This is a genomic window from Pantoea sp. nfd-35 (assembly GCF_056892255.1).
The window spans coordinates 4331262-4351303 of sequence record NZ_CP122403.1; the positions used below are offsets into that span (position 1 = coordinate 4331262).

Below are 20042 nucleotides of genomic sequence, written 5' to 3' on the forward strand. Positions count from 1 at the left end.
TCTTACAGATCGCCACGCCAGTGATAACGCAAATATTTCACCAGCTTCAACTGCCTGCGTAGGCGACTGGGCTGTTTGATTAAGCGATAAAACCATTCCAGTCCAAGCTTCTGCCAGATTACAGGCGCGCGCTTTACATGACCGGTAAACACGTCATAGGTACCGCCTACGCCCATATACAACGCCTCAGGCCAGTGCTTCTGACACTCGGCCATTAAAAGTTCCTGACGCGGAGAGCCCATCGCTACCGTTACCAGCCTGGCTCCGCTGGCCGCAACCCTGGCAAACAGTGCATCGCGTTCCGCCGGGACAAAATAGCCATCCTGTGCACCCACAATATTCACGTTCCACTGACGACGCAGTTTATCGCAGGTTTCGTCCAACACTGCCTGCCGACCGCCGATCAAAAACACCGGCGTTCCGTTGCGTCCGGCACGTTCCATTAAGGCTTCCCAGAGATCGGCCCCTGCAATCCGCTGTACTGAGGCCTGCGGATATTTCTTGCGAACAGAGCGTACAATGCTGATGCCATCCGGATATTTGAATTCAGCCTGCTGAATTTGAGCACGCAGCGCTGCATCCTGCTCGGCATTCAGCACTTTTTCCGCATTGATGGCCACCAGCGTGCCGCTCCGGACAGCGGAATGCGGCATCAGGAAATCCACAAATGAAGCCATGCTGTCAAAGCCGTACAGCGTGATGCCGCGAATCACATAGCGTGGCGTTTCGGAAACTGTACTCATCTCTTTTTAATTCTTCCCTTAGATCCCAGAGGTTAATCAGGATGGGCTATGAAGCGCCCGCTCACGTCGGCTGCGAATCAGGCCGACATGATCCAGTAACCAGAAAAGCAATTTCGCCATCCCCAGACAGGCGGCAAAAATAATACAGAAAAACACAACACGTGAGCCAAACGCATCCAGCCCCTCGCGCGCCAGCACAATCATGTTGAATACGGCACCGAAACAAAAGCTTTGCAGAATCGCCCCGGTATAACGATTCGATTCATTGCGTCCGCGCTTATAGAGCGTGTCGAAAGATTTGATGATCAGCCCAACGGCCACAGCGCCTGGCGGAATGGCCCAGACGCCGCCCATCACCAGTAGCGAACCGATTAAGGTAGGCGAAATCGCCAGTCCGGAATGGTTGTTCAGTACATCCCAGGTAAAGTAATTAGCGCTGTTCAGTACTGACAGAGGACGATCGGGCCACAGCCAGGTTGGGATAAACACATAGAAATCGCGCCACATGGGCGCTAAGCCCTGAAAGTCTATCTTATGGTAATTCTCCAGCAGCAAAGCCAGGTTTTCCCATGGCGAAAACGTATCGCGCGTCAGGTACAGAAAGGTGTAAAAAGCCTCGTCGCCCATGACAGCCAGATTGTAGCGACGCAGCGCCAGCCAGAACATTCCCCCAATCGCCATCACGCCCGCAGCGGCCAGCATCCACAATGTGATCCAGCCACGTGTAATACCGATAAACAGAAATAACGCAAAAGCGATAATGATATTGGCACGCGTGCCACCCACCAGCGCGTAGGTCAGTAAGCCAAAGCTGACCGTGATGATGAGAAACAGCAGCCAGTTACGGCGCGTGGGATGCAAGAAATAGGGAATCAGCATCGCCGGGATGAAGAAATAAAAGAACCGCTTCAGTGCAACGCCAGACACTTCACTGGAAAAGATCTGGTTATAGGCCGTCAGTCGGAATAACAAAAATCCGTTATGGATAAAGAACACCGTTACGGTTGCAACCGCCACCAGCGCCAGTAGCCCACCGGTCAGATGCGTTTCGACCCGGTTCATTTGTAGCCAGGGCCGGGCAGGCGCTGCGGATGCCGGCCTGAGGCGCACCTTGTAACTGACAAAGTAAATAGCATAAAACGCCGTGGCCGACAGCATCGCCTGCAGCAGAAAATCCGCCGAAACCACCTGCGTATCAAACCGAAAGACCAGAATACTGGTTAGCGGAAAACCGAAGTAGAAGGTCAGTAAAAACAATAAGGTAAAAAACAGGTGGAAGTTAAATCGTTCCTGTTTAAGTTCGCGCATGTTTAGGGTCACAATGGTCACCAGTGACAGCACATACACGATCAGCAGACCACTAAATGCCATAAGACTCATGAGGGCTCTCCTTCGCAAAGGCGCAACGCTGTTCGCCAGCCTTCCAGATAGCCAGGGGCCAGGAAAGCAATGCGCTGTTTATCGCATCCCACAAGTTGCCGACGCGCCTCTGCGACGATATCAGGCGTCAGCGCATCGTCGTTGAACAAGACAGGGAGCTGCTGCGCGGTAACATCCCGCCAGAACGGATTTTTACGCGTCAGGACGAAAGGCACATTAGCCTGAATCAGCAAACATAGCGTTCCCACGCCCTGCTGCCGTTCGAACATAAAATAGCCCAAATGGCAGCGTGCCAACAGCGCCAGATAGTCGTCAAAAGCAAGATTATCCCGCAGTAACCTTACCTGCCCCTGCGGAAAGAGTCTGTCGGCGGCGTTCTGAATCTGTCCGATATACTCATCATTGTCAGGCGGATAACCCAGCGGCACGTCAATGCGCACATCTTCACCAAACTGAGCCTTGATCGCTGCAAGCCCCTCAATATGGCGGTTACTGGCGTCACCAGAATTACCCAGCAGCACGGTAAACGTCTTGTCTGGATGAGGCGTAATGGCGACTGCAGGTAACTTTGTGGGGAAATACAGTAAAGACTGCGGTACAGACTTGTGGCGTTGCTGGTAGTGATACAGATCGCCCTGGGTGGCGAACAGGTGTGCAACGCGCCCCTGCGCAGCACGGCGCAGGAAATAAAACAGCCGAAACTTCAGGCTGCGTGAATCTTCATACAAATCCGCTCCCCAGACGTGCCAGAACAGTTGAGAACGGCGTAACCTGCCGCTCAGCAACGCCAACCAAAGCCAGGGGTTAAACTGCCCGTGGCAAAAGAAGCGTTGGTCGCGATTTTTCGCCCGCTGCAACAGCGCCTCAGCCAGCGCTTTCTTACTGCTAAAGGTTTCAATGTGCAAAGCGCCAAAACCGGTGAGGTTTTCAGGCTGCGATGTCACCACCATAAAGTGACGCGGTGCAGTAACAGGCTGGTCGATGCTCATCACGTCGTTAAAAAAACGCAACACCGTCAGATTGTGATGGGGAATATTGGATCCCAAAACGTGAATTAAAGTCATTTTTTTCGGCAGTAAAGAATAAATGCGCCACAGCAGAGCGCGAAATAGGTAACGTAGGTGAACATATAGGCTTGCGCTGCCCCACTGGCCCCCTGTAACGGGATAAGCCAGCGCGAGAACAGCGTCAGCAAAATAAACTGACTGATTTCGGTCAGCACATAAAAGCGTAATGAGGCTTTCGCGATGACCAGATAGCCGAAAACGTAGGCGCCGACTTTGAAAGCATCGCCACAGAGTTGCCAGACAAACAAATCTCGCATGTCGTGAAATGCCGCGGAGAACAACAGGCTGATGGCGATATCACGCATCATCCACACGCTCAGGCTGGCCGCCGCGACCGCCGGTAACACAAAGCGTAACGCCCGGCCGATCTCACGCGCAATATCCTTTTTGTTATCTAACCGGGCCAGTGTCGGCAGTAGCCAGACGCTAAAGGTCGCGGTGATAAACTGCAGATAAGCATCAGATATACTGGTTACGCCCTGCCATAATCCTACCTGCGCCCAGCCGTTACTGGCCGCCAGTTGATTTCGCATCATCACCCAGGCAACCGGCAGGGTGACGGCGGTGATCAGCGCCATAATCGTGTATTTTGCCAGATGACGCGCCATTTCCGGCTGCCAGGTGGGCCGCAGCCAGCCTAAGGGGAGCGGGACACGACGTTTCAGTATCACCAGCGCTGGAAAAACGAGTAACGCGGGTACCAAAGCCAGCCCGGTCAATGCGCCCGCATAGCCCCCCAGCCACCAACACAGCACGTAACCGAGCACGCCCGTTATGCTACCGCAAATCAGGGCCAGCGCATTACCGCGCGCATCACGGTAGCCTTTTATGAACGCCAGAAGCAGGTTTGCCCACGCGATACCAAACTGAAGAAAGGCAACGATACGTATCACGTTTTGATAGCGATCGTGACCAAACAGCGCAGTGCTGATGGGAGCCGCAGCCAATAAAAAGACCAGCGCCAGTAGCGCTGAGAAGCCCGTCACCATTGCCGAGGCGGTGCCGATTAGCGCGCGGAGTTGCCGGGGCTGCTGCTGATATTGTGCAACATATGTGGTGACGCCGTTAAAGATACCCGCTCCGGCCAGCACGCCCAGCACGGTGATGAGCTGGCGAAAGTTACCGGCCTGGCCCACGCCTTCCGGACCAAAGCTGATGGCCAGTAACTTGACGACCAGCAGCCCAACCGCAATTTTTACTATCGTCGATGAGGCGGTCCATAACGATGCTTTGGCTAATGACATCAGGAAAAAAAGCTCAGTAGCGAGCCGATCACGGTGCTCTGATTGTTATCCGACAGATTATAAAACAGCGGTAAACGTAATAAGCGCTCACTCTCTGCTGTAGTAAAACGATCCTCACCGGCAAAACGTGAAAAACGCTGGCCCGCGGGCGAACTGTGCAAAGGGATATAATGGAAAACGGCCAGGATTTCGGCCTCTTTAAGCCAGTTGATCAGGGCCTGACGATGCTTCTCATCACGCAGCTTTATATAAAACATATGGGCGTTGTGCTGACAATCAGCCGGGATGGAAGGCAATGTAATCTTGCCGTTTTCCGCCAGCGGCTTCAGGGCATCGTAGTAACGTTGCCACAAGCGCAAGCGCTGTTGATTAATTCGTTCAGAGGACTCCAGCTGCGCCCAGAGATAAGCCGCCTGCAGGTCAGCCATCAGATAGCTGGACCCCATATCGCGCCAGGTATATTTATCTACCTGTCCCCGGAAAAACTGACTGCGATTGGTGCCCTTTTCGCGAATAATTTCTGCGCGTTCTACCAGGCTGGCATCGTTAATTAACGTCGCGCCGCCTTCTCCACCTGCGGTGTAATTCTTGGTTTCGTGGAAGCTGAAACAGCCGATATGACCAATGGTGCCTAATGCCCGGCCTTTGTACGCTGACATCACGCCCTGCGCAGCATCCTCAATAACAAACAGCTTATACTGTGCCGCCAGCGCCATAATCGTATCCATCTCACAGGCAACGCCCGCATAGTGGACCGGCACGATAGCGCGGGTTTTATCGGTTATCGCCGCTTCAATCAGCGTTTCATCCATGTTCATGGTGTCGGGGCGCACATCCACGAACACAATTTTCGCGCCACGTAATACAAAGGCGTTGGCGGTTGAAACAAAGGTGTAGCTCGGCATGATCACTTCATCACCCGGCTGGATATCGATCAGCAGCGCGGCCATCTCCAGCGAGGCGGTACAGGAAGGCGTCAGTAACACTTTCGCACTACCGAAGCGTTGCTCCATCCACTGCTGACAGCGGCGAGTATAACCGCCGTCGCCACACAGCTTGCCGCTGCTCATGGCAGACTGCATATACTCGATTTCGCTTCCCACAACCGGGGGCGCATTAAAGGGAATCATGACCTCTCCTGTAAAACCAGTACGCCGTGCTTTCAAGACGCGCGCCACTGCGTAGATAAAGACGCATCGCCGTAAGATTACTGATTTGCGTGGCAACCCGCAGACGTTCGAGCTGACGCGCACGGCCCCAGTCCGCTGCAGCCAGCATCAGGCGCTGACCGATACTTTGTCCCTGCGCCTCAGGCACCACCGCCAGCAGGCCAATACGCGCATCGCCTTCGACCTCACGTAAAGAGACAAAGCCCTGAAGCGCGCCGCGTTCATCACTGGCGACAAGGCACTGATGATCGAAGGTGCCGCGGACCGCATTTTCGATCCACTGCGCATAGAAGCGGGCACTGTCATCAGGCGCAAACCACGGCGTGCGAAAACGACTTTGACGGAAGGCCAGAGATGCGGCTTCGCGTAATGCTGGGATTTGTGCTTCCCGCGCAATACGAATGCCAGTCTGGCGTTCGGTGCGTTTGATCGTCAACGACAAATCCACTTCACCTTCCACCAGGTGAAACTGATGCTGATTTAACGCATCGATGATGTCGGTTTGTTCCGCTGACACTTTGATTTGAAACAGCGCGCAGGCGTGCCGAAGCGCGTTTTCGAGCGACAGATCCCCCCCGGTTTCCAGCCTCACGGCGTCAAAGCCGAAGAACTGGCTCTCCCAGGTGAGTGGATTAATACTGACGAGGACGGACATGCAGAAGATCCAACAAATATTGACCGTAACCTGTCTTAACTAACGCTTCGCCCGCAACACGTAATTGCTCATCACTTAACCAGCCATTTCGCCAGGCGATCTCTTCAAGGCATGCAATTTTAAACCCTTGTCTTTTCTCGACCGTTTGCACAAACATACTGGCCTCAACCAAACTGTCATGTGTTCCCGTATCTAGCCATGCAAATCCTCTACCGAGAAGTTCGACGGCTAGCGCTCCCCGTTCCAGATACATCTGGTTGATGGCGGTGATTTCGAGTTCACCCCGTGAGGAAGGTTTAACCTGTTTGGCAAACTCCACCACCTGACTGTCATAAAAATACAGGCCAGTTACCGCCCATCGTGACTTAGGCTGCGAGGGTTTTTCTTCGATCGAAATCGCATTGAAGTTTTCATCAAACTCCACTACGCCAAAACGCTCAGGATCCATGACCTGGTAACCGAATACAGTGGCACCTTTATTATGCATAACCACTTTTTTCAATTTAGGACTAAAACCCTGACCGAAATAAAGATTATCGCCCAGCACCAGGCAACATGACTCTCCGGCAATAAACGATTCGGCAATGATAAAGGCCTGAGCAAGTCCATCAGGACTGGGCTGCACGGCATAATTCAGGCGCAAGCCAAATTCGCTGCCATCTCCTAGCAAACGTTCAAAATGGGGCTTGTCTTCAGGTGTCGTGATCAACAAAATGTCGCGGATACCCGCCAGCATCAGTACCGACAAGGGATAATAAATCATCGGTTTATCGTAGACGGGTAAGAGTTGCTTCGATACGGCACGTGTTATCGGGTGTAATCGTGTCCCTGAGCCGCCAGCGAGAATGATGCCTTTCATCTCTGCTCCTTTTGTTGACTATTTTTTCAGACCAAGACGTTCACCGTCATAGCGATCATTGAGGATAGCTTGCCACCACGTGGCGTTATCCAGAAACCAACTGACGGTTTTACGCATCCCGCTTTCAAACGTTTCCAGCGGCGTCCAGCCTAGTTCGCGTTCAATTTTACGGGCATCAATCGCGTAGCGCTGATCGTGGCCGGGACGATCGGTGACATAGCTAATCAAATCTTTGTAGTTATGCAGACCTGTTAGTTTACGTTCTGGTGCAAGTTCTTCTAACAGACAACAAATGGTTTCAACCACTTCAATATTTTGACGCTCATTGTGACCGCCAATATTATAGGTTTCCCCAGTTTTACCACGCGTGACCACCGTATAAAGCGCGCGAGCATGATCCTCAACGTATAACCAGTCGCGCACCTGTTGCCCATTTCCATAAACAGGTAAGGATTTTCCTGCAAGCGCATTGATAATTGTCAGCGGGATCAGCTTTTCTGGAAAATGATAAGGACCATAATTATTTGAACAGTTGGTCACAATGACGGGCAATCCATAAGTGCGTAACCAAGCTCGTACCAAATGATCGCTGCTTGCCTTCGTTGCTGAGTAAGGACTGCTGGGGGCGTAGGGCGTATCCTCAGTAAAAAATGCCGAAGTATCATCTAGATCGCCAAAAACCTCATCCGTTGAGATATGGTGGAACAGGAAGTTTTTTTTCCTGTCACCCGTCAAGGCATTCCAGTAATGACGGGCCGCTTCCAGTAACTGATACGTTCCAACTATATTTGTTTCTATGAACGCTATTGGCCCATCAATTGAGCGATCAACATGGGTTTCTGCCGCCAGATGCATAACGCAGTCCGGTTGATGCTGACTAAAAACGCTGTCGAGCGCCGCGCGATCGCATATATCGACCCGTTCAAATTTAAAACGAGGATTCTCTGTAACGCAGGCGAGCGATGAGAGATTACCCGCATAGCTCAACTTATCAACAACCACCACGTTATGTTCTGTTTCGTTTATCAGGAATCGCACGAGCGCGGAGCCGATAAACCCGGCACCACCCGTAATCAAAAAATTTTTCATCGCCAGACACCTTTCGTATCAACAACCCATTGCTGAGTAATGTGCGCAGCATCAACACGGCGGAATGCATGGTGATCGACCAGCATCACCAAAATATCCGCCTCCTGCAGCGCCTGCTCGGTTGAAACCAGGGTGGCCTGTGTCGCCAGGATGTCGGGAATCTGCTGAATATGCGGTTCGGTTACCCACGTGCGGCCCTGATGCCAGTCGGCAATCAGGTGCGCCACTTCCATGGCTGGGCTTTCACGCAGGTCATCAATGTTCGGTTTAAACGCCAGGCCAAAGCAGGCAATGGTCAGATCGCTGGCACGTTTTCCGGTCTGCATCAGGCAGTCTGCCAGCGCTTTTTTTACCTGGTCCAGCACCCAGTGCGGCTTGGCATCATTCACTTCGCGAGCGGTACGAATCAGGCGTGCTAAGTCCGGATTCTGCGCCACGATAAACCAGGGGTCGACCGCAATGCAGTGCCCGCCGACGCCTGGCCCCGGCTGCAGGATATTGACGCGCGGATGACGATTCGCCAGTGCAATAAGCTCCCAGACATTAATCTGCTGCGCAGCACAAATTAGTGAAAGCTCATTGGCAAAGGCGATGTTTACGTCGCGGAAGCTGTTTTCTGTCAGCTTGCACATTTCAGCGGTGCGTGCATTTGTCTCGACGCACTCGCCCTGTAAAAAAATACGATACAAATCACTCGCACGGGCAGAACAGGCTGGCGTCATGCCGCCAATCACGCGATCGTTGCTGATCAGCTCAGTCATGATCTGACCGGGTAAAACGCGTTCGGGACAGTAGGCGACAAAGACGTCAGGATCCCCGTCGTGCTGTGGGAAACGCAAATCAGGTCGCGCCGCGGCCAGCCAGTCGGCCATCTGCTCTGTACTGCCAACCGGAGAAGTCGATTCCAGAATCACCAGATCGCCTTTTTTCAGTACCGGCGCAATCGACAGCGCAGCCGCACGCACAAAGCGTAAGTCCGGTTGGCGCTCCGCCATAAAGGGCGTGGGCACGGCGATCAAAAAAGCGTCAGCGGCTTCGGGTTGCGTCGTAGCACGTAAATCTCCACGCTCGACCGCAGCCTGAACCACCCGATCCAAATCGGGTTCGACAATATGAATGGCACCACGATTGATGGTGTCAACTGCGTGGGCATTGATATCGACGCCCACCACTTTCTTTCCCTTTGAGGCAAAAACGGCTGCGGTTGGCAGCCCAATGTAACCCAGTCCAATAACGGAAATGGTTTCAAAACTCATAAGTTGGCTCTGTTATCTTTTAAGGCTTGCAATATTCGCCCGCAGGCTTCGCCATCCCCATAAGGGTTATGGGCACGGCTCATGGTCTGCCAGGCCTCATCATCGTTAAGTAATGTACTGACCTCATTAACAATTCTTGCCGTGTCCGTACCAACCAGCTTCACCGTTCCGGCTTCGACGGCCTCTGGACGCTCGGTGGTTTCACGCATCACCAAAACCGGTTTACCCAGTGAAGGCGCTTCTTCCTGAATACCGCCAGAATCGGTGAGAATCAGCCACGCCCGGTTCATCAACCAGACAAACGGCAGATACTCCTGAGGATCAATCAACACAATGTTATCAATGCCGCGCAGAATGCGGTTAACGGGTTCATGTACGTTAGGATTGAGATGGACCGGATAAACGATTTGCGCATGAGGATGCTGGCGCGCAATCTGGGCCAGAGCGCTACAGATGCGCTCAAAACCTTCGCCGAAGCTTTCACGACGATGACCCGTCACCAGTACCAGCTTTTTACTGTCATCAAGAAAGGGATAGCGTGAAGCCAGCTGCGCGTTTATCTCATTATCGTCCAGCACCCGATCTCGCACCCATAGCAAGGCATCAATTACCGTATTACCGGTGACAACAATACTGTCGTCGGCGAGGTTTTCATCCAGCAGGTTCTGTCGGGAACGCAGTGTGGGCGTAAAGTGTAAACGGGCAAGATGTCCCGTCAGCTTACGATTCCCCTCTTCCGGCCACGGCGAAGCCAGATCGCCCGTGCGTAAACCTGCTTCGACATGCCCGACGGGGATTTGCTGATAGAAAGCCGCCAGGCTGGCCGCCAGCGTGGTCGTCGTATCCCCGTGGACCAGTACAATATCGGGTTTGAAATCGAGCAGTACGGTATGCATGCCTTGTAAAATACGGCAGGTTATCTCCGTTAATCCCTGTTCGGGTCGCATAACGTTGAGATCGTAGTCAGGTTGCAGCTGAAACAAGCTCAGCACCTGATCAAGCATTTCACGGTGTTGCGCAGTGACGCACAGCCGTGATTCAAAAGCAGGGTCCTGTGCCAGTGCCTGCACGAGTGGTGCCATCTTAATGGCTTCAGGTCGGGTGCCAAAAACTGTCAGAACTTTCACACTGTTTCTCTCAATCTTGTGTATCTGACATCGGACGCTGACGACGCGCTAGCGCCACGCCCGCACCAACCAGCGCACCTACCGCACCCCACATCACCATCATAAATGCCCGGCGGGGACTGTCACGTGAAACCGGCTCTTCCGGCGTACGCAAATAACGGTAGGTCTGGAATTTGCTGTTAAGCGTCGGGCCTGCATCCAGTGTGGTCAGCATCGCTTTATTTTGGTCGTAGCTGATATCAAAGCTCGGCCCGGTCGCTCTCAGGGTTTCTAACTGCCCCTGCAATAAAGGCTGGCCCATTAAAAACAGATCGCTGTCAGCCAGGTTTTCACTCACCTCACGCGTCTGCTTTTCATTAATGCCCTGCTGGCTGGCAATTTTCAGCGCCTGTTCCAGCCGATGTTGCCGTCGCAGGAATACCGCATTCGCTACGTCTTCCTGACGTTTGACCTGCGCCTTAAGCTGGCTGGTCCGTGCCTGCCACGCCCCCGTTAACTCTGCATTGAGATGGCGTGCAGCGCGTTCACTGGCATAGGCAATATACTGGCGCAGCAAATTGTTCGCATCCGCAGCAGTTTCTGCCTTGAGTTTGACGCTGTCGAAAATATTTCGTGCGCTATCCGCTGGCGTAAACTGAATGTTATCAATCATATCGTCCAACAAGGCAGCATCATTGTGGGCATTGCCGCTTTTTCGCGTTTTATAATAATCGGTTTGCTGCCAAAACTCCCGGCGGGTATCCCAGGATGAGAGCTGCATCAGGAACTCCTGATACACCTCGTCCATCACGGTAGGTGACGCCGTATTTAACGTTAAAGCGTTATTGCGCATATCCAGATTGTTCAGGAACTGTTGCTGGGAATAGTAGGATCCCAGCATATTCACCGTAGGCCGCCCTGTTATCGCGGTCGTGCTCCACACCTGTTTCATCAGCAGCGTTGCTATCCAGGCTACCAATGCAAACACGATTGCACAGCCGACTATCCAGCGCTTTCCACGCCATAGGCTGCAGCCCAGGCCGCGAATATCCAGTTCGTTCTCCACAACGTTAGCGCGCATCAGAGCGTTATCCTTTGTTAAGTCTAATCAAACTTTTCTTTATCAATATCACCAGGAGTATTCATCCGACGCTTAAAGCGCCGTATGCGTCTCGCTATACGCCAGGAGTGTTTCAGGCAATAGCCGTAGGCCATAAACGCTAGCAGAAAAAGGACTAGCATGACCCACTCAGGAACAAACGCGAGGTACTCACCCAACACACCCACGCCTGCAAGTAAGGCAGCAGCGACAGTTATCAGTACGAAAGCCTGACGCGAGCTAAACCCGGCACGCATTAATAAATGATGAATATGCTGGCGATCGGCAGAAAAGGGACTCATCCCCTTGCGCAGACGGCGGTACATAATGGCGACCATATCCATCAACGGGATGGCTATCAGCCATAATGCGGTCACTGGCGAAATGGGATGACTCAGCCCCTGGGTCGTTTCCAGCAAAATCCAGATAATGGTGAAGCCAATCATCGTGCTGCCTGCATCGCCCATAAAAACTTTATAGCGGCGACCCAGTAAACCCAGATTGAGAATGATATAGGGGAGGATGGCGGCAATCATTGCAAAGCACCACATCGCCAGGCTGTATTGACCATCCAGTGAGAGAATAAGGCCCATTGCGCCAAAGGTCACTGAAGAGAGCCCTCCCAGTAACCCATCAATACCATCAACCATATTGAAAGCATTGATTGCCGCCCAGACGGCAAAGAGCGTTAACACATAACCAAAGGGCCCCACAATTAACTCAACCGGACCAATAATGAATCCCAGGCTCAACAGATAGAGTTTCGCGCCAGCCATCATCACTATAGCCACCGCAGCCTGTATCACGGCACGGATTTTGACGCTGATATCGAACCGATCATCCAACGCCCCGACGATGACTAAAATTGCTGAGCAGGCCAGGTACAACGTGGCATGGGGCAAATAATAGTTAGTGATGGCAAAGGTGAAAGCAATGCCAGCAAAAACAGAAATACCGCCAACCAGTGGGATATCGCCATGATGGCGTTTACGCGAGTTAGGTGAGTCTACCAGACCAACCTTTTTAGCTGCTTTACGAGCAAGGAAAAGAAACACAAGGGAAAAGATAAAAACTAAACCAAGCTCAGTACTCATAGTGAGTAAATTCACGTTAAACGCTCTCAGCTATCATCCTGGAACTCACCATACGCTAAAAATCACGCCTGTTACCGTTCCAGATTCCGAATTCGGCATGAAGAGGTGCACGAACGGTTAATCGTCCACCACTGCCACCGTCATTATTATTACGTCTGCCAGCACTCAATCCTATAGCCCGAAAATAAAAAACGCCACGTCAGAACGTGGCGTCAGGGCTATTTTATGATCTTTTAAAGTAAAAAAACGCCATCTTGCTCAGATGACGCTCTACAGGATCAAGAACGCTTCATCATATCGAAGAATTCGTCGTTGGTTTTGGTCATGGCCAACTTGTTAATCAGGAATTCCATCGCGTCGATTTCACCCATTGGATGGATAATCTTACGCAGGATCCACATTTTCTGCAGCTCTTCCTGGGAGGTTAACAGCTCTTCTTTACGGGTACCTGAACGATTGTAGTCAATCGCCGGGAATACGCGTTTTTCCGCGATCTTACGTGAGAGATGCAGCTCCATGTTACCGGTGCCTTTAAACTCTTCATAAATCACTTCATCCATCTTCGAACCGGTATCCACCAGTGCCGTCGCAATGATGGTCAGGCTCCCGCCCTCTTCCACATTACGTGCCGCACCGAAGAAACGCTTAGGACGATGCAGGGCGTTGGCGTCCACACCACCGGTCAGTACTTTACCGGAGGCCGGAACGACGGTGTTGTAGGCACGGGCCAGACGCGTGATGGAGTCGAGTAAAATGATGACGTCTTTTTTGTGCTCGACCAGGCGCTTGGCCTTTTCGATCACCATCTCGGCCACCTGAACGTGACGCGAAGCCGGTTCATCGAAGGTAGACGCGATCACTTCACCTTTTACCAGGCGTTGCATCTCTGTCACTTCTTCCGGACGCTCATCGATTAGCAGCACCATCAGCACACAGTCTGGATGGTTGTAAGCAATGCTCTGCGCGATATTCTGCAGCAGCATCGTTTTACCGGCTTTCGGCGGTGCCACAATCAGACCACGCTGACCACGACCAATCGGTGACGCCAGGTCCAGTACGCGAGCGGTTAAGTCTTCAGTTGAGCCATTACCCCGCTCCATACGCAGACGGCTGTTAGCGTGCAGCGGCGTGAGGTTTTCGAACAGAATCTTGTTACGCGAGTTTTCTGGTTTGTCGTAGTTAACTTCGTTAACTTTCAGCAGGGCAAAGTAGCGCTCACCTTCTTTTGGTGGACGGATTTTGCCGGCGATGGTGTCACCAGTGCGGAGGTTAAAGCGGCGAATTTGGCTGGGAGAAACGTAGATGTCATCAGGACCGGCGAGGTAGGAGCTGTCTCCAGAGCGGAGGAATCCAAATCCATCCTGCAATATCTCCAGCACACCATCACCGAAGATGTCCTCGCCGCTTTTCGCGTGCTGCTTCAGGATTGAGAAAATAATGTCCTGCTTGCGCATACGAGCCTGATTTTCCAGCCCCATATTCTCGCCGAGGGTAATCAGCTCAGAAACCGGCGTATTCTTTAATTCGGTAAGATTCATATTGATGGGTTCTTAAACTCGGGGTAATACTCGAAATGTTTGTCGTGAATGGTATGGCAGTTAGTCCATGCCTGTTCTGTTAATGACTTTTTCAACTCTTCTCAACGATCATCGTCTTGAATAATGACTGGGAGCGAGGAGACGGTCGACTTAGTCAGAGTAGAGCTAGTCGTTAGATTGCTAAACCGCTGGTAGGTACAGTATGACAGGGTCTAACAAGAGAAAACTTTGAATGCTAACTACAAGGTATGTTCATAGTGCAGTGAAAATAAGTTAGCACGCTTAAAAGCGAACGTCCAGCAGCAGGCAAAAATTTAACCACTGCCGGACGCCCGGCCCGATTACGCCAGGTTGGCGTTCAGGAACTCTTTTAACTGACCTTTGGACAATGCGCCCACTTTTGTCGCAGCGACTTCACCGTTTTTGAACAGCAGCAGCGTCGGGATGCCGCGAATGCCGTATTTAGGCGCAGTGCCTGGGTTATCGTCAATATTCAGCTTAGCGATGGTCAGTTTGCCATCATACTCTTCTGCAACTTCATCAAGGATTGGCGCGATCATTTTACAAGGACCACACCATTCAGCCCAGAAATCTACCAGTATAACGCCGTCGGCTTTTAGCACGTCGGTGTCGAAACTGTCATCGGTCAGATGAACGATTTTATCGCTGCTCATGTTTTACTCCACAAGATTGTGCCTGGCGAATTGGCGTAATATAAACCAATGTTGGTTGACTTTATTTCATCGGATACGCTTTCGTAAAGCGATAGTAAGCTGATATTCTACCACACTATGAGCAAAACACACTTAACTGAACAGAAGTTTTCCGACTTCGCCCTGCACCCTCTGGTGGTGGAAGCCCTTGATAAAAAAGGGTTTCATAACTGCACGCCTATCCAGGCGTTAGCACTGCCGTTTACGCTTTCAGGGCGTGATGTCGCAGGTCAGGCGCAAACCGGTACCGGCAAAACGATGGCGTTTTTAACGTCAACGTTTCATCATCTTCTCTCTCACCCTGCTCCAGAGGGCCGCCAGGTTAACCAACCTCGCGCTTTAATTCTGGCCCCAACCCGTGAACTTGCGGTGCAAATTCACGCCGATGCTGAACCACTGGCGGCATCAACCGGCCTTAAATTAGGTCTGGCTTACGGTGGCGATGGCTACGACAAACAGTTAAAAGTACTGGAAAACGGTGTCGACATTCTGGTGGGTACCACCGGCCGTTTAATCGATTACGCCAAGCAGAATCACGTCAATCTCGGTGCCATTCAGGTCATGGTACTGGACGAAGCCGATCGCATGTTCGATCTCGGCTTTATAAAAGATATCCGCTGGTTGTTCCGTCGCATGCCTGCGGCCACGCAACGCCTGAGCATGCTGTTCTCCGCAACGCTCTCTTACCGCGTGCGTGAGCTGGCATTCGAGCACATGAACAGCGCCGAATACGTTGAAGTTGAACCTGAGCAAAAAACCGGTCATCGCATTAAAGAAGAGCTTTTCTACCCTTCGAATGAAGAGAAAATGCGCCTGTTACAGACGCTGGTAGAAGAAGAGTGGCCTGACCGAGCAATCATTTTTGCGAATACCAAGCATCGCTGTGAAGACATTTGGGGCCATCTGGCTGCAGACGGTCACCGGGTCGGCCTGCTGACGGGTGACGTGGCACAGAAGAAGCGTTTACGTATCCTGGATGACTTTACCAAAGGCGATATTGATATTCTGGTCGCGACCGACGTTGCGGCTCGTGGCCTGCATATTCCTGCGGTGACGCACGTATTTAACTATGACCTGCCGGACGATCGCGAAGACTATGTTCACCGCATTGGCCGTACGGGACGTGCAGGCGCAAGCGGTCACTCCATCAGCCTGGCCTGTGAAGAGTACGCATTAAACCTGCCCGGTATTGAAGAGTACATTGGTCACAGCATTCCGGTGAGTAAATACAACAGCGACGCGCTGTTAACTGAATTACCGCCACCGAAACGTCTGACGCGCAATCGCTCAGGCAACGGTCAGCGTCGCGGAGGCAACAATACCGGCCGTCGCGGTGCACCCCGTCATAGCAACCGTAAACGTTCGGGTTAAGTTGACCATGCTAAGCGCATCGACTCTCTATGCTGCAATTGATTTAGGCTCTAACAGCTTTCATATGCTGGTCGTCAGCGAAGTGTCAGGAAGTATCCAGACCATCGCCAAAATCAAGCGCAAGGTGCGCCTGGCAGCAGGCCTGGATAAATCCAATTGCCTGTCCGCCGAAGCCATGGCCCGGGGCTGGCAATGTCTGCGGCTTTTCTCTGAACAGCTTCAGGATATTCCTCCCGATCAAATTCGGGTAGTGGCAACCGCCACGTTACGCATTGCTGCTAATGCGCAGGCGTTTCTTGATAAGGCGCAACAGATTCTGGGTTGCACCATCAATGTGATTAGCGGCGAAGAAGAAGCGCGTCTGATTTATCAAGGCGTAGCACATACTACCGGGGGTTCCGATCAACGCCTGGTCGTGGATATCGGCGGTGGCAGCACAGAGTTAGCCACCGGCGATGGCTCCCATGCCAACGTGTTGTTTAGCCTGCAGATGGGCTGTGTCACCTGGCTGGAGCGATTCTTTGGCGATCGCCACCTGGCTAAAGAGAATTTTGACCAGGCTGAAGAGGCTGCCAAAGCGATGCTGAAACCTGTTGCCGGAGAACTGCGCAAACAGAGCTGGCAGGTGTGCGTTGGTGCGTCCGGAACCGTTCAGGCCCTGCAGGAAATCATGGTCGCCCAAGGCATGGATGAGCGCATCACCCTGAGTAAGCTACAGCAGTTAAAACAGCGGGCCATTCAGTGCGGCAAACTTGAAGAGCTTGAAATCGAAGGCCTGACGCTGGAGCGGGCGTTAGTGTTTCCAAGCGGTTTGTCCATTCTTATCGCCATCTTTCAGGAACTCAATATTGACAGCATGACGCTGGCCGGCGGCGCGCTGCGCGAAGGGCTGGTGTACGGAATGCTGCACCTGCCTGTCGATCGCGATATTCGCAGCCGCACGCTGCAAAATGTGCAGCGCCGGTTCAATATTGATGTCTGCCAGGCAGACAGAGTCCGGCAGCTAGCGGAAAGTTTTTTTCGCCAGGTCAGTGTTCACTGGAAACTGGATCAGCGCTGTCGGGAGCTTCTGCTAAGCGCCTGTGCGATTCATGAAATCGGGCTGAGCGTCGATTTCCGTCAGGCACCGCAGCACGCGGCCTATCTGGTTCGCCACCTCGATCTTCCGGGGTTCACCCCAGCGCAGAAAAAATTGCTGGCCTGTTTACTGCAAAATCAAAGTGGCAGCATCGACCTTGCGCTACTCACGCAACAAAACGCCCTGCCGCCGCGGCTAGCCGAGCGTTTGTGCCGTCTGCTACGGCTGTCCATTATCTTCTCGACTCGGCGTCGTGATGACACGTTACCCGCCGTTCGTATGCAGGCGGATGATGAAGCACTGCACGTTACGTTACCGGCGGGCTGGCTGGAAGCACATCCTCTGCGGGCCGAGCTGCTCGAACAGGAAAGCCACTATCAGTCCTATGTTCACTGGTCGTTAACGCTTTCCTGATCCCGTCTGCGACGGATTAGCTCTTTTTCGCCTTTTCCAGCATTGCACGCAACCCGGCCACCCGACTCTGGCCGGTTTTCATGCGCTCTTCTGCACTGACCACTTTGCGCTCGGTTTCCCACACTACGTCGTCCTGCGGCAGCTCCAGCAGAAAGCGGCTGGGTTCAGGGCGGATGAGCTCACCATACTGACGGCGCTCCCGACACAAGGTAAACGTCAGCTCTTTCTGAGCGCGGGTAATGCCAACGTAGGCCAGACGGCGCTCTTCCTCGATGTTGTTCTCATCGATACTGCTCTGATGCGGCAACAGCCCTTCTTCCATGCCGACCAGAAACACGTAGGGGAACTCCAGCCCTTTTGAGGCATGAAGCGTCATCAGCTGTACCTGATCAAGCTCTTCGTCGCTCTCACCGCGCTCCATCATGTCGCGCAGCGTAAAGCGGGTGACAACCTGCGCCAGCGTCATCGGCTCATCCAGATCGCTGCCCTCCAGCATTTCCGTCATCCACTGAAACAGCGTATTGACGTTTTTCATCCGCATTTCAGCGGCTTTGGGGCTGCCCGATGTCTCAAACAGCCAGCTTTCGTAATCGATGCCGCGAATCAGATCGCGCACGGCATTAACCGGTTCACGCTCACTGAGCTGGATAATGTCGTTGAGCCAGTGGGTGAAGCGCTGCAGATGTTCAAGGCCGCGCCCCGTCAGCGTTTGCCCAAGGCCCACATCAAAGCTGGCGTTAAACAGGCTTTTATTGCGGATATTGGCCCACTCACCGAGTTTTTGCAGCGTTGCCGGACCAATCTCGCGCCGTGGCGTATTCACAATACGCAAGAAAGCGCTGTCATCATCGGGATTGGTCAGCACCCGCAGATAAGCCAGCAGGTCTTTGATCTCAGGACGAGAGAAAAACGAGGTCCCGCCTGAAATGCGATAGGGAATGCGGTTCTGCATCAAGAATTTTTCGAACACGCGGGACTGATGATTACCGCGGTACAGTATCGCGTAATCTTTATACTGCGTTTTATTGATAAAGTGATGGGCAATGAGTTCGCCCGTTACCCGTTCGGCCTCATGTTCTTCGCTATTGGCACTCAGCACCTTGAGTTCACTGCCCAGACCCAGTTCAGAAAAAAGACGCTTCTCAAACACATGGGGATTATTGGCGATCAAAATATTCGCGGCTTTGAGAATACGCTGTGAAGAGCGGTAGTTTTGCTCAAGCTTGACCACCTCCAGCGCCGGAAAATCCTCATTAAGCAGGACCAGATTCTGTGGCCGGGCACCGCGCCAGGAGTAAATCGACTGATCGTCATCTCCTACAACGGTAAAACGCGCACGGGTGCCGACCAACAGCTTCACCAGTTCGTACTGACTGGTGTTTGTGTCCTGATATTCATCCACCAGCAGGTAGCGAATACGTTGTTGCCAGCGCTCGCGGACGTCCTGATTACGCTGTAGCAGAAGCGTAGGCAACAGAATGAGGTCGTCAAAATCCAGCACGTTACAGGATTTGAGATGCCGGTCATACAGGGCATAGCAATGGGCAAACACGTTATCCCGCTCCGAGCGGGCCAGCGCGGCCGCCTGCGGCGGATCGACCAGATCGTTTTTCCAGTTCGAAATGGTAGAAATGAGCTGCTGCAGTAACGTCTTGTCCTCTTCCAGCCACTCGCTGGTGAGGTCTTTGAGTAACGCCAACTGATCCTGATCGTCGAACAGGGAAAAGTTGGACTTCATGCCCAGCGCCACATATTCGCGCTTGATGATTTCCAGACCCAGCGTGTGAAACGTGGAGATCATCAGGCCGCGCGCCTCTTTGCGCCCCAGCGTTTGCGCCACGCGCTCTTTCATTTCGCGTGAGGCTTTATTGGTGAAGGTCACGGCGGCGATATGGCGGGCCTGATAGCCACACTCACGAATCAGATGCGCGATTTTGTTGGTGATTACGCGGGTTTTTCCCGAGCCAGCGCCTGCCAGCACCAGACAGGGACCGGTAACAAATTCGACGGCTCGTTGTTGGCTGGAGTTTAAACGCATCGGGACATCGCTCTGTTGAAATAAGATACCGATTTCAAACCGCAAGCCGGCATGTACAGGCTCAGTGAACAGGTGCGGTAAACGCATCTGCGATTTGAAAAGACAGGTTTATAATGGGGGACGATTATA

Annotated in this window: 17 protein-coding genes; 2 read left to right on the top strand and 15 right to left on the bottom strand. The window is 52.6% G+C overall.

Annotated features, from left to right (window positions below; genetic code table 11):
* Positions 1-2: 2 nt before the first annotated feature.
* The 14 genes from wecG to trxA all read right to left on the bottom strand — a co-directional run bounded on the left by wecG (position 3) and on the right by trxA (position 14973).
* Positions 3-743, bottom strand: coding sequence for a lipopolysaccharide N-acetylmannosaminouronosyltransferase (wecG, locus tag P9J57_RS20030; protein WP_013024063.1), 741 nt, complete (start codon positions 741-743; stop codon positions 3-5).
* A gap of 36 nt (positions 744-779) precedes the next feature.
* Positions 780-2123 carry an ECA oligosaccharide polymerase gene (gene wzyE, locus P9J57_RS20035; protein ID WP_014595006.1) on the bottom strand — a complete coding sequence of 448 codons (1344 nt, stop codon included), beginning with the start codon at positions 2121-2123 and terminating at the stop codon, positions 780-782.
* Positions 2120-3187 carry a TDP-N-acetylfucosamine:lipid II N-acetylfucosaminyltransferase gene (locus P9J57_RS20040; RefSeq protein ID WP_014595005.1) on the bottom strand — a complete coding sequence of 356 codons (1068 nt, stop codon included), beginning with the start codon at positions 3185-3187 and terminating at the stop codon, positions 2120-2122. The genes wzyE and P9J57_RS20040 overlap by 4 nt, the downstream gene beginning before the upstream one ends.
* Positions 3184-4434: a lipid III flippase WzxE gene (wzxE, locus tag P9J57_RS20045; protein WP_072137731.1), complete on the bottom strand. Its 1251-nt coding sequence runs from the start codon at positions 4432-4434 to the stop codon at positions 3184-3186. The genes P9J57_RS20040 and wzxE overlap by 4 nt, the downstream gene beginning before the upstream one ends.
* A complete protein-coding gene (gene rffA, locus P9J57_RS20050; RefSeq protein WP_042677045.1) occupies positions 4434-5564 on the bottom strand; it encodes a dTDP-4-amino-4,6-dideoxygalactose transaminase in 1131 nt (376 codons plus the stop codon). Before rffA ends, wzxE begins: the two co-directional genes overlap by 1 nt.
* The gene (gene rffC, locus P9J57_RS20055) at positions 5551-6258 is read right to left on the bottom strand and encodes a dTDP-4-amino-4,6-dideoxy-D-galactose acyltransferase (RefSeq protein WP_014595003.1); all 708 of its coding nucleotides are present in this window, start codon (positions 6256-6258) and stop codon (positions 5551-5553) included. Before rffC ends, rffA begins: the two co-directional genes overlap by 14 nt.
* A complete protein-coding gene (rfbA, locus tag P9J57_RS20060) occupies positions 6236-7117 on the bottom strand; it encodes a glucose-1-phosphate thymidylyltransferase RfbA (protein WP_013024057.1) in 882 nt (293 codons plus the stop codon). The genes rffC and rfbA overlap by 23 nt, the downstream gene beginning before the upstream one ends.
* A gap of 18 nt (positions 7118-7135) precedes the next feature.
* On the bottom strand, positions 7136-8206 hold the full coding sequence (gene rfbB, locus P9J57_RS20065; RefSeq protein ID WP_014595002.1) for a dTDP-glucose 4,6-dehydratase: 1071 nt from the start codon (positions 8204-8206) through the stop codon (positions 7136-7138).
* Positions 8203-9462, bottom strand: coding sequence for a UDP-N-acetyl-D-mannosamine dehydrogenase (gene wecC, locus P9J57_RS20070; protein WP_013024055.1), 1260 nt, complete (start codon positions 9460-9462; stop codon positions 8203-8205). Before wecC ends, rfbB begins: the two co-directional genes overlap by 4 nt.
* Complete coding sequence (gene wecB / locus P9J57_RS20075) at positions 9459-10589, bottom strand: non-hydrolyzing UDP-N-acetylglucosamine 2-epimerase (RefSeq protein WP_013024054.1); 1131 nt, start codon at positions 10587-10589, stop codon at positions 9459-9461. Before wecB ends, wecC begins: the two co-directional genes overlap by 4 nt.
* Positions 10590-10599: 10 nt before the next feature.
* Entirely contained in the window at positions 10600-11649 is a 1050-nt protein-coding gene (gene wzzE, locus P9J57_RS20080) for an ECA polysaccharide chain length modulation protein (RefSeq protein ID WP_013024053.1), read from the bottom strand.
* Between the two features lie 23 nt (positions 11650-11672).
* Complete coding sequence (wecA, locus tag P9J57_RS20085) at positions 11673-12761, bottom strand: UDP-N-acetylglucosamine--undecaprenyl-phosphate N-acetylglucosaminephosphotransferase (RefSeq protein ID WP_014595000.1); 1089 nt, start codon at positions 12759-12761, stop codon at positions 11673-11675.
* Positions 12762-13039: 278 nt separating this feature from the next.
* Entirely contained in the window at positions 13040-14299 is a 1260-nt protein-coding gene (rho, locus tag P9J57_RS20090; protein WP_006121431.1) for a transcription termination factor Rho, read from the bottom strand.
* A gap of 341 nt (positions 14300-14640) precedes the next feature.
* Positions 14641-14973, bottom strand: coding sequence for a thioredoxin TrxA (trxA, locus tag P9J57_RS20095; protein ID WP_006121430.1), 333 nt, complete (start codon positions 14971-14973; stop codon positions 14641-14643).
* A gap of 117 nt (positions 14974-15090) precedes the next feature.
* Here trxA and rhlB point away from each other — a divergent pair, with 117 nt between their 5' ends.
* Entirely contained in the window at positions 15091-16383 is a 1293-nt protein-coding gene (gene rhlB / locus P9J57_RS20100; protein WP_013024051.1) for an ATP-dependent RNA helicase RhlB, read from the top strand.
* A gap of 7 nt (positions 16384-16390) precedes the next feature.
* Positions 16391-17875, top strand: coding sequence for a guanosine-5'-triphosphate,3'-diphosphate diphosphatase (gene gppA / locus P9J57_RS20105; protein WP_014594999.1), 1485 nt, complete (start codon positions 16391-16393; stop codon positions 17873-17875).
* A gap of 16 nt (positions 17876-17891) precedes the next feature.
* Here the strand turns inward: gppA and rep are convergent, their stop codons facing one another.
* A complete protein-coding gene (rep, locus tag P9J57_RS20110; protein ID WP_029569329.1) occupies positions 17892-19913 on the bottom strand; it encodes a DNA helicase Rep in 2022 nt (673 codons plus the stop codon).
* Between the last annotated feature and the right edge of the window lie 129 nt (positions 19914-20042).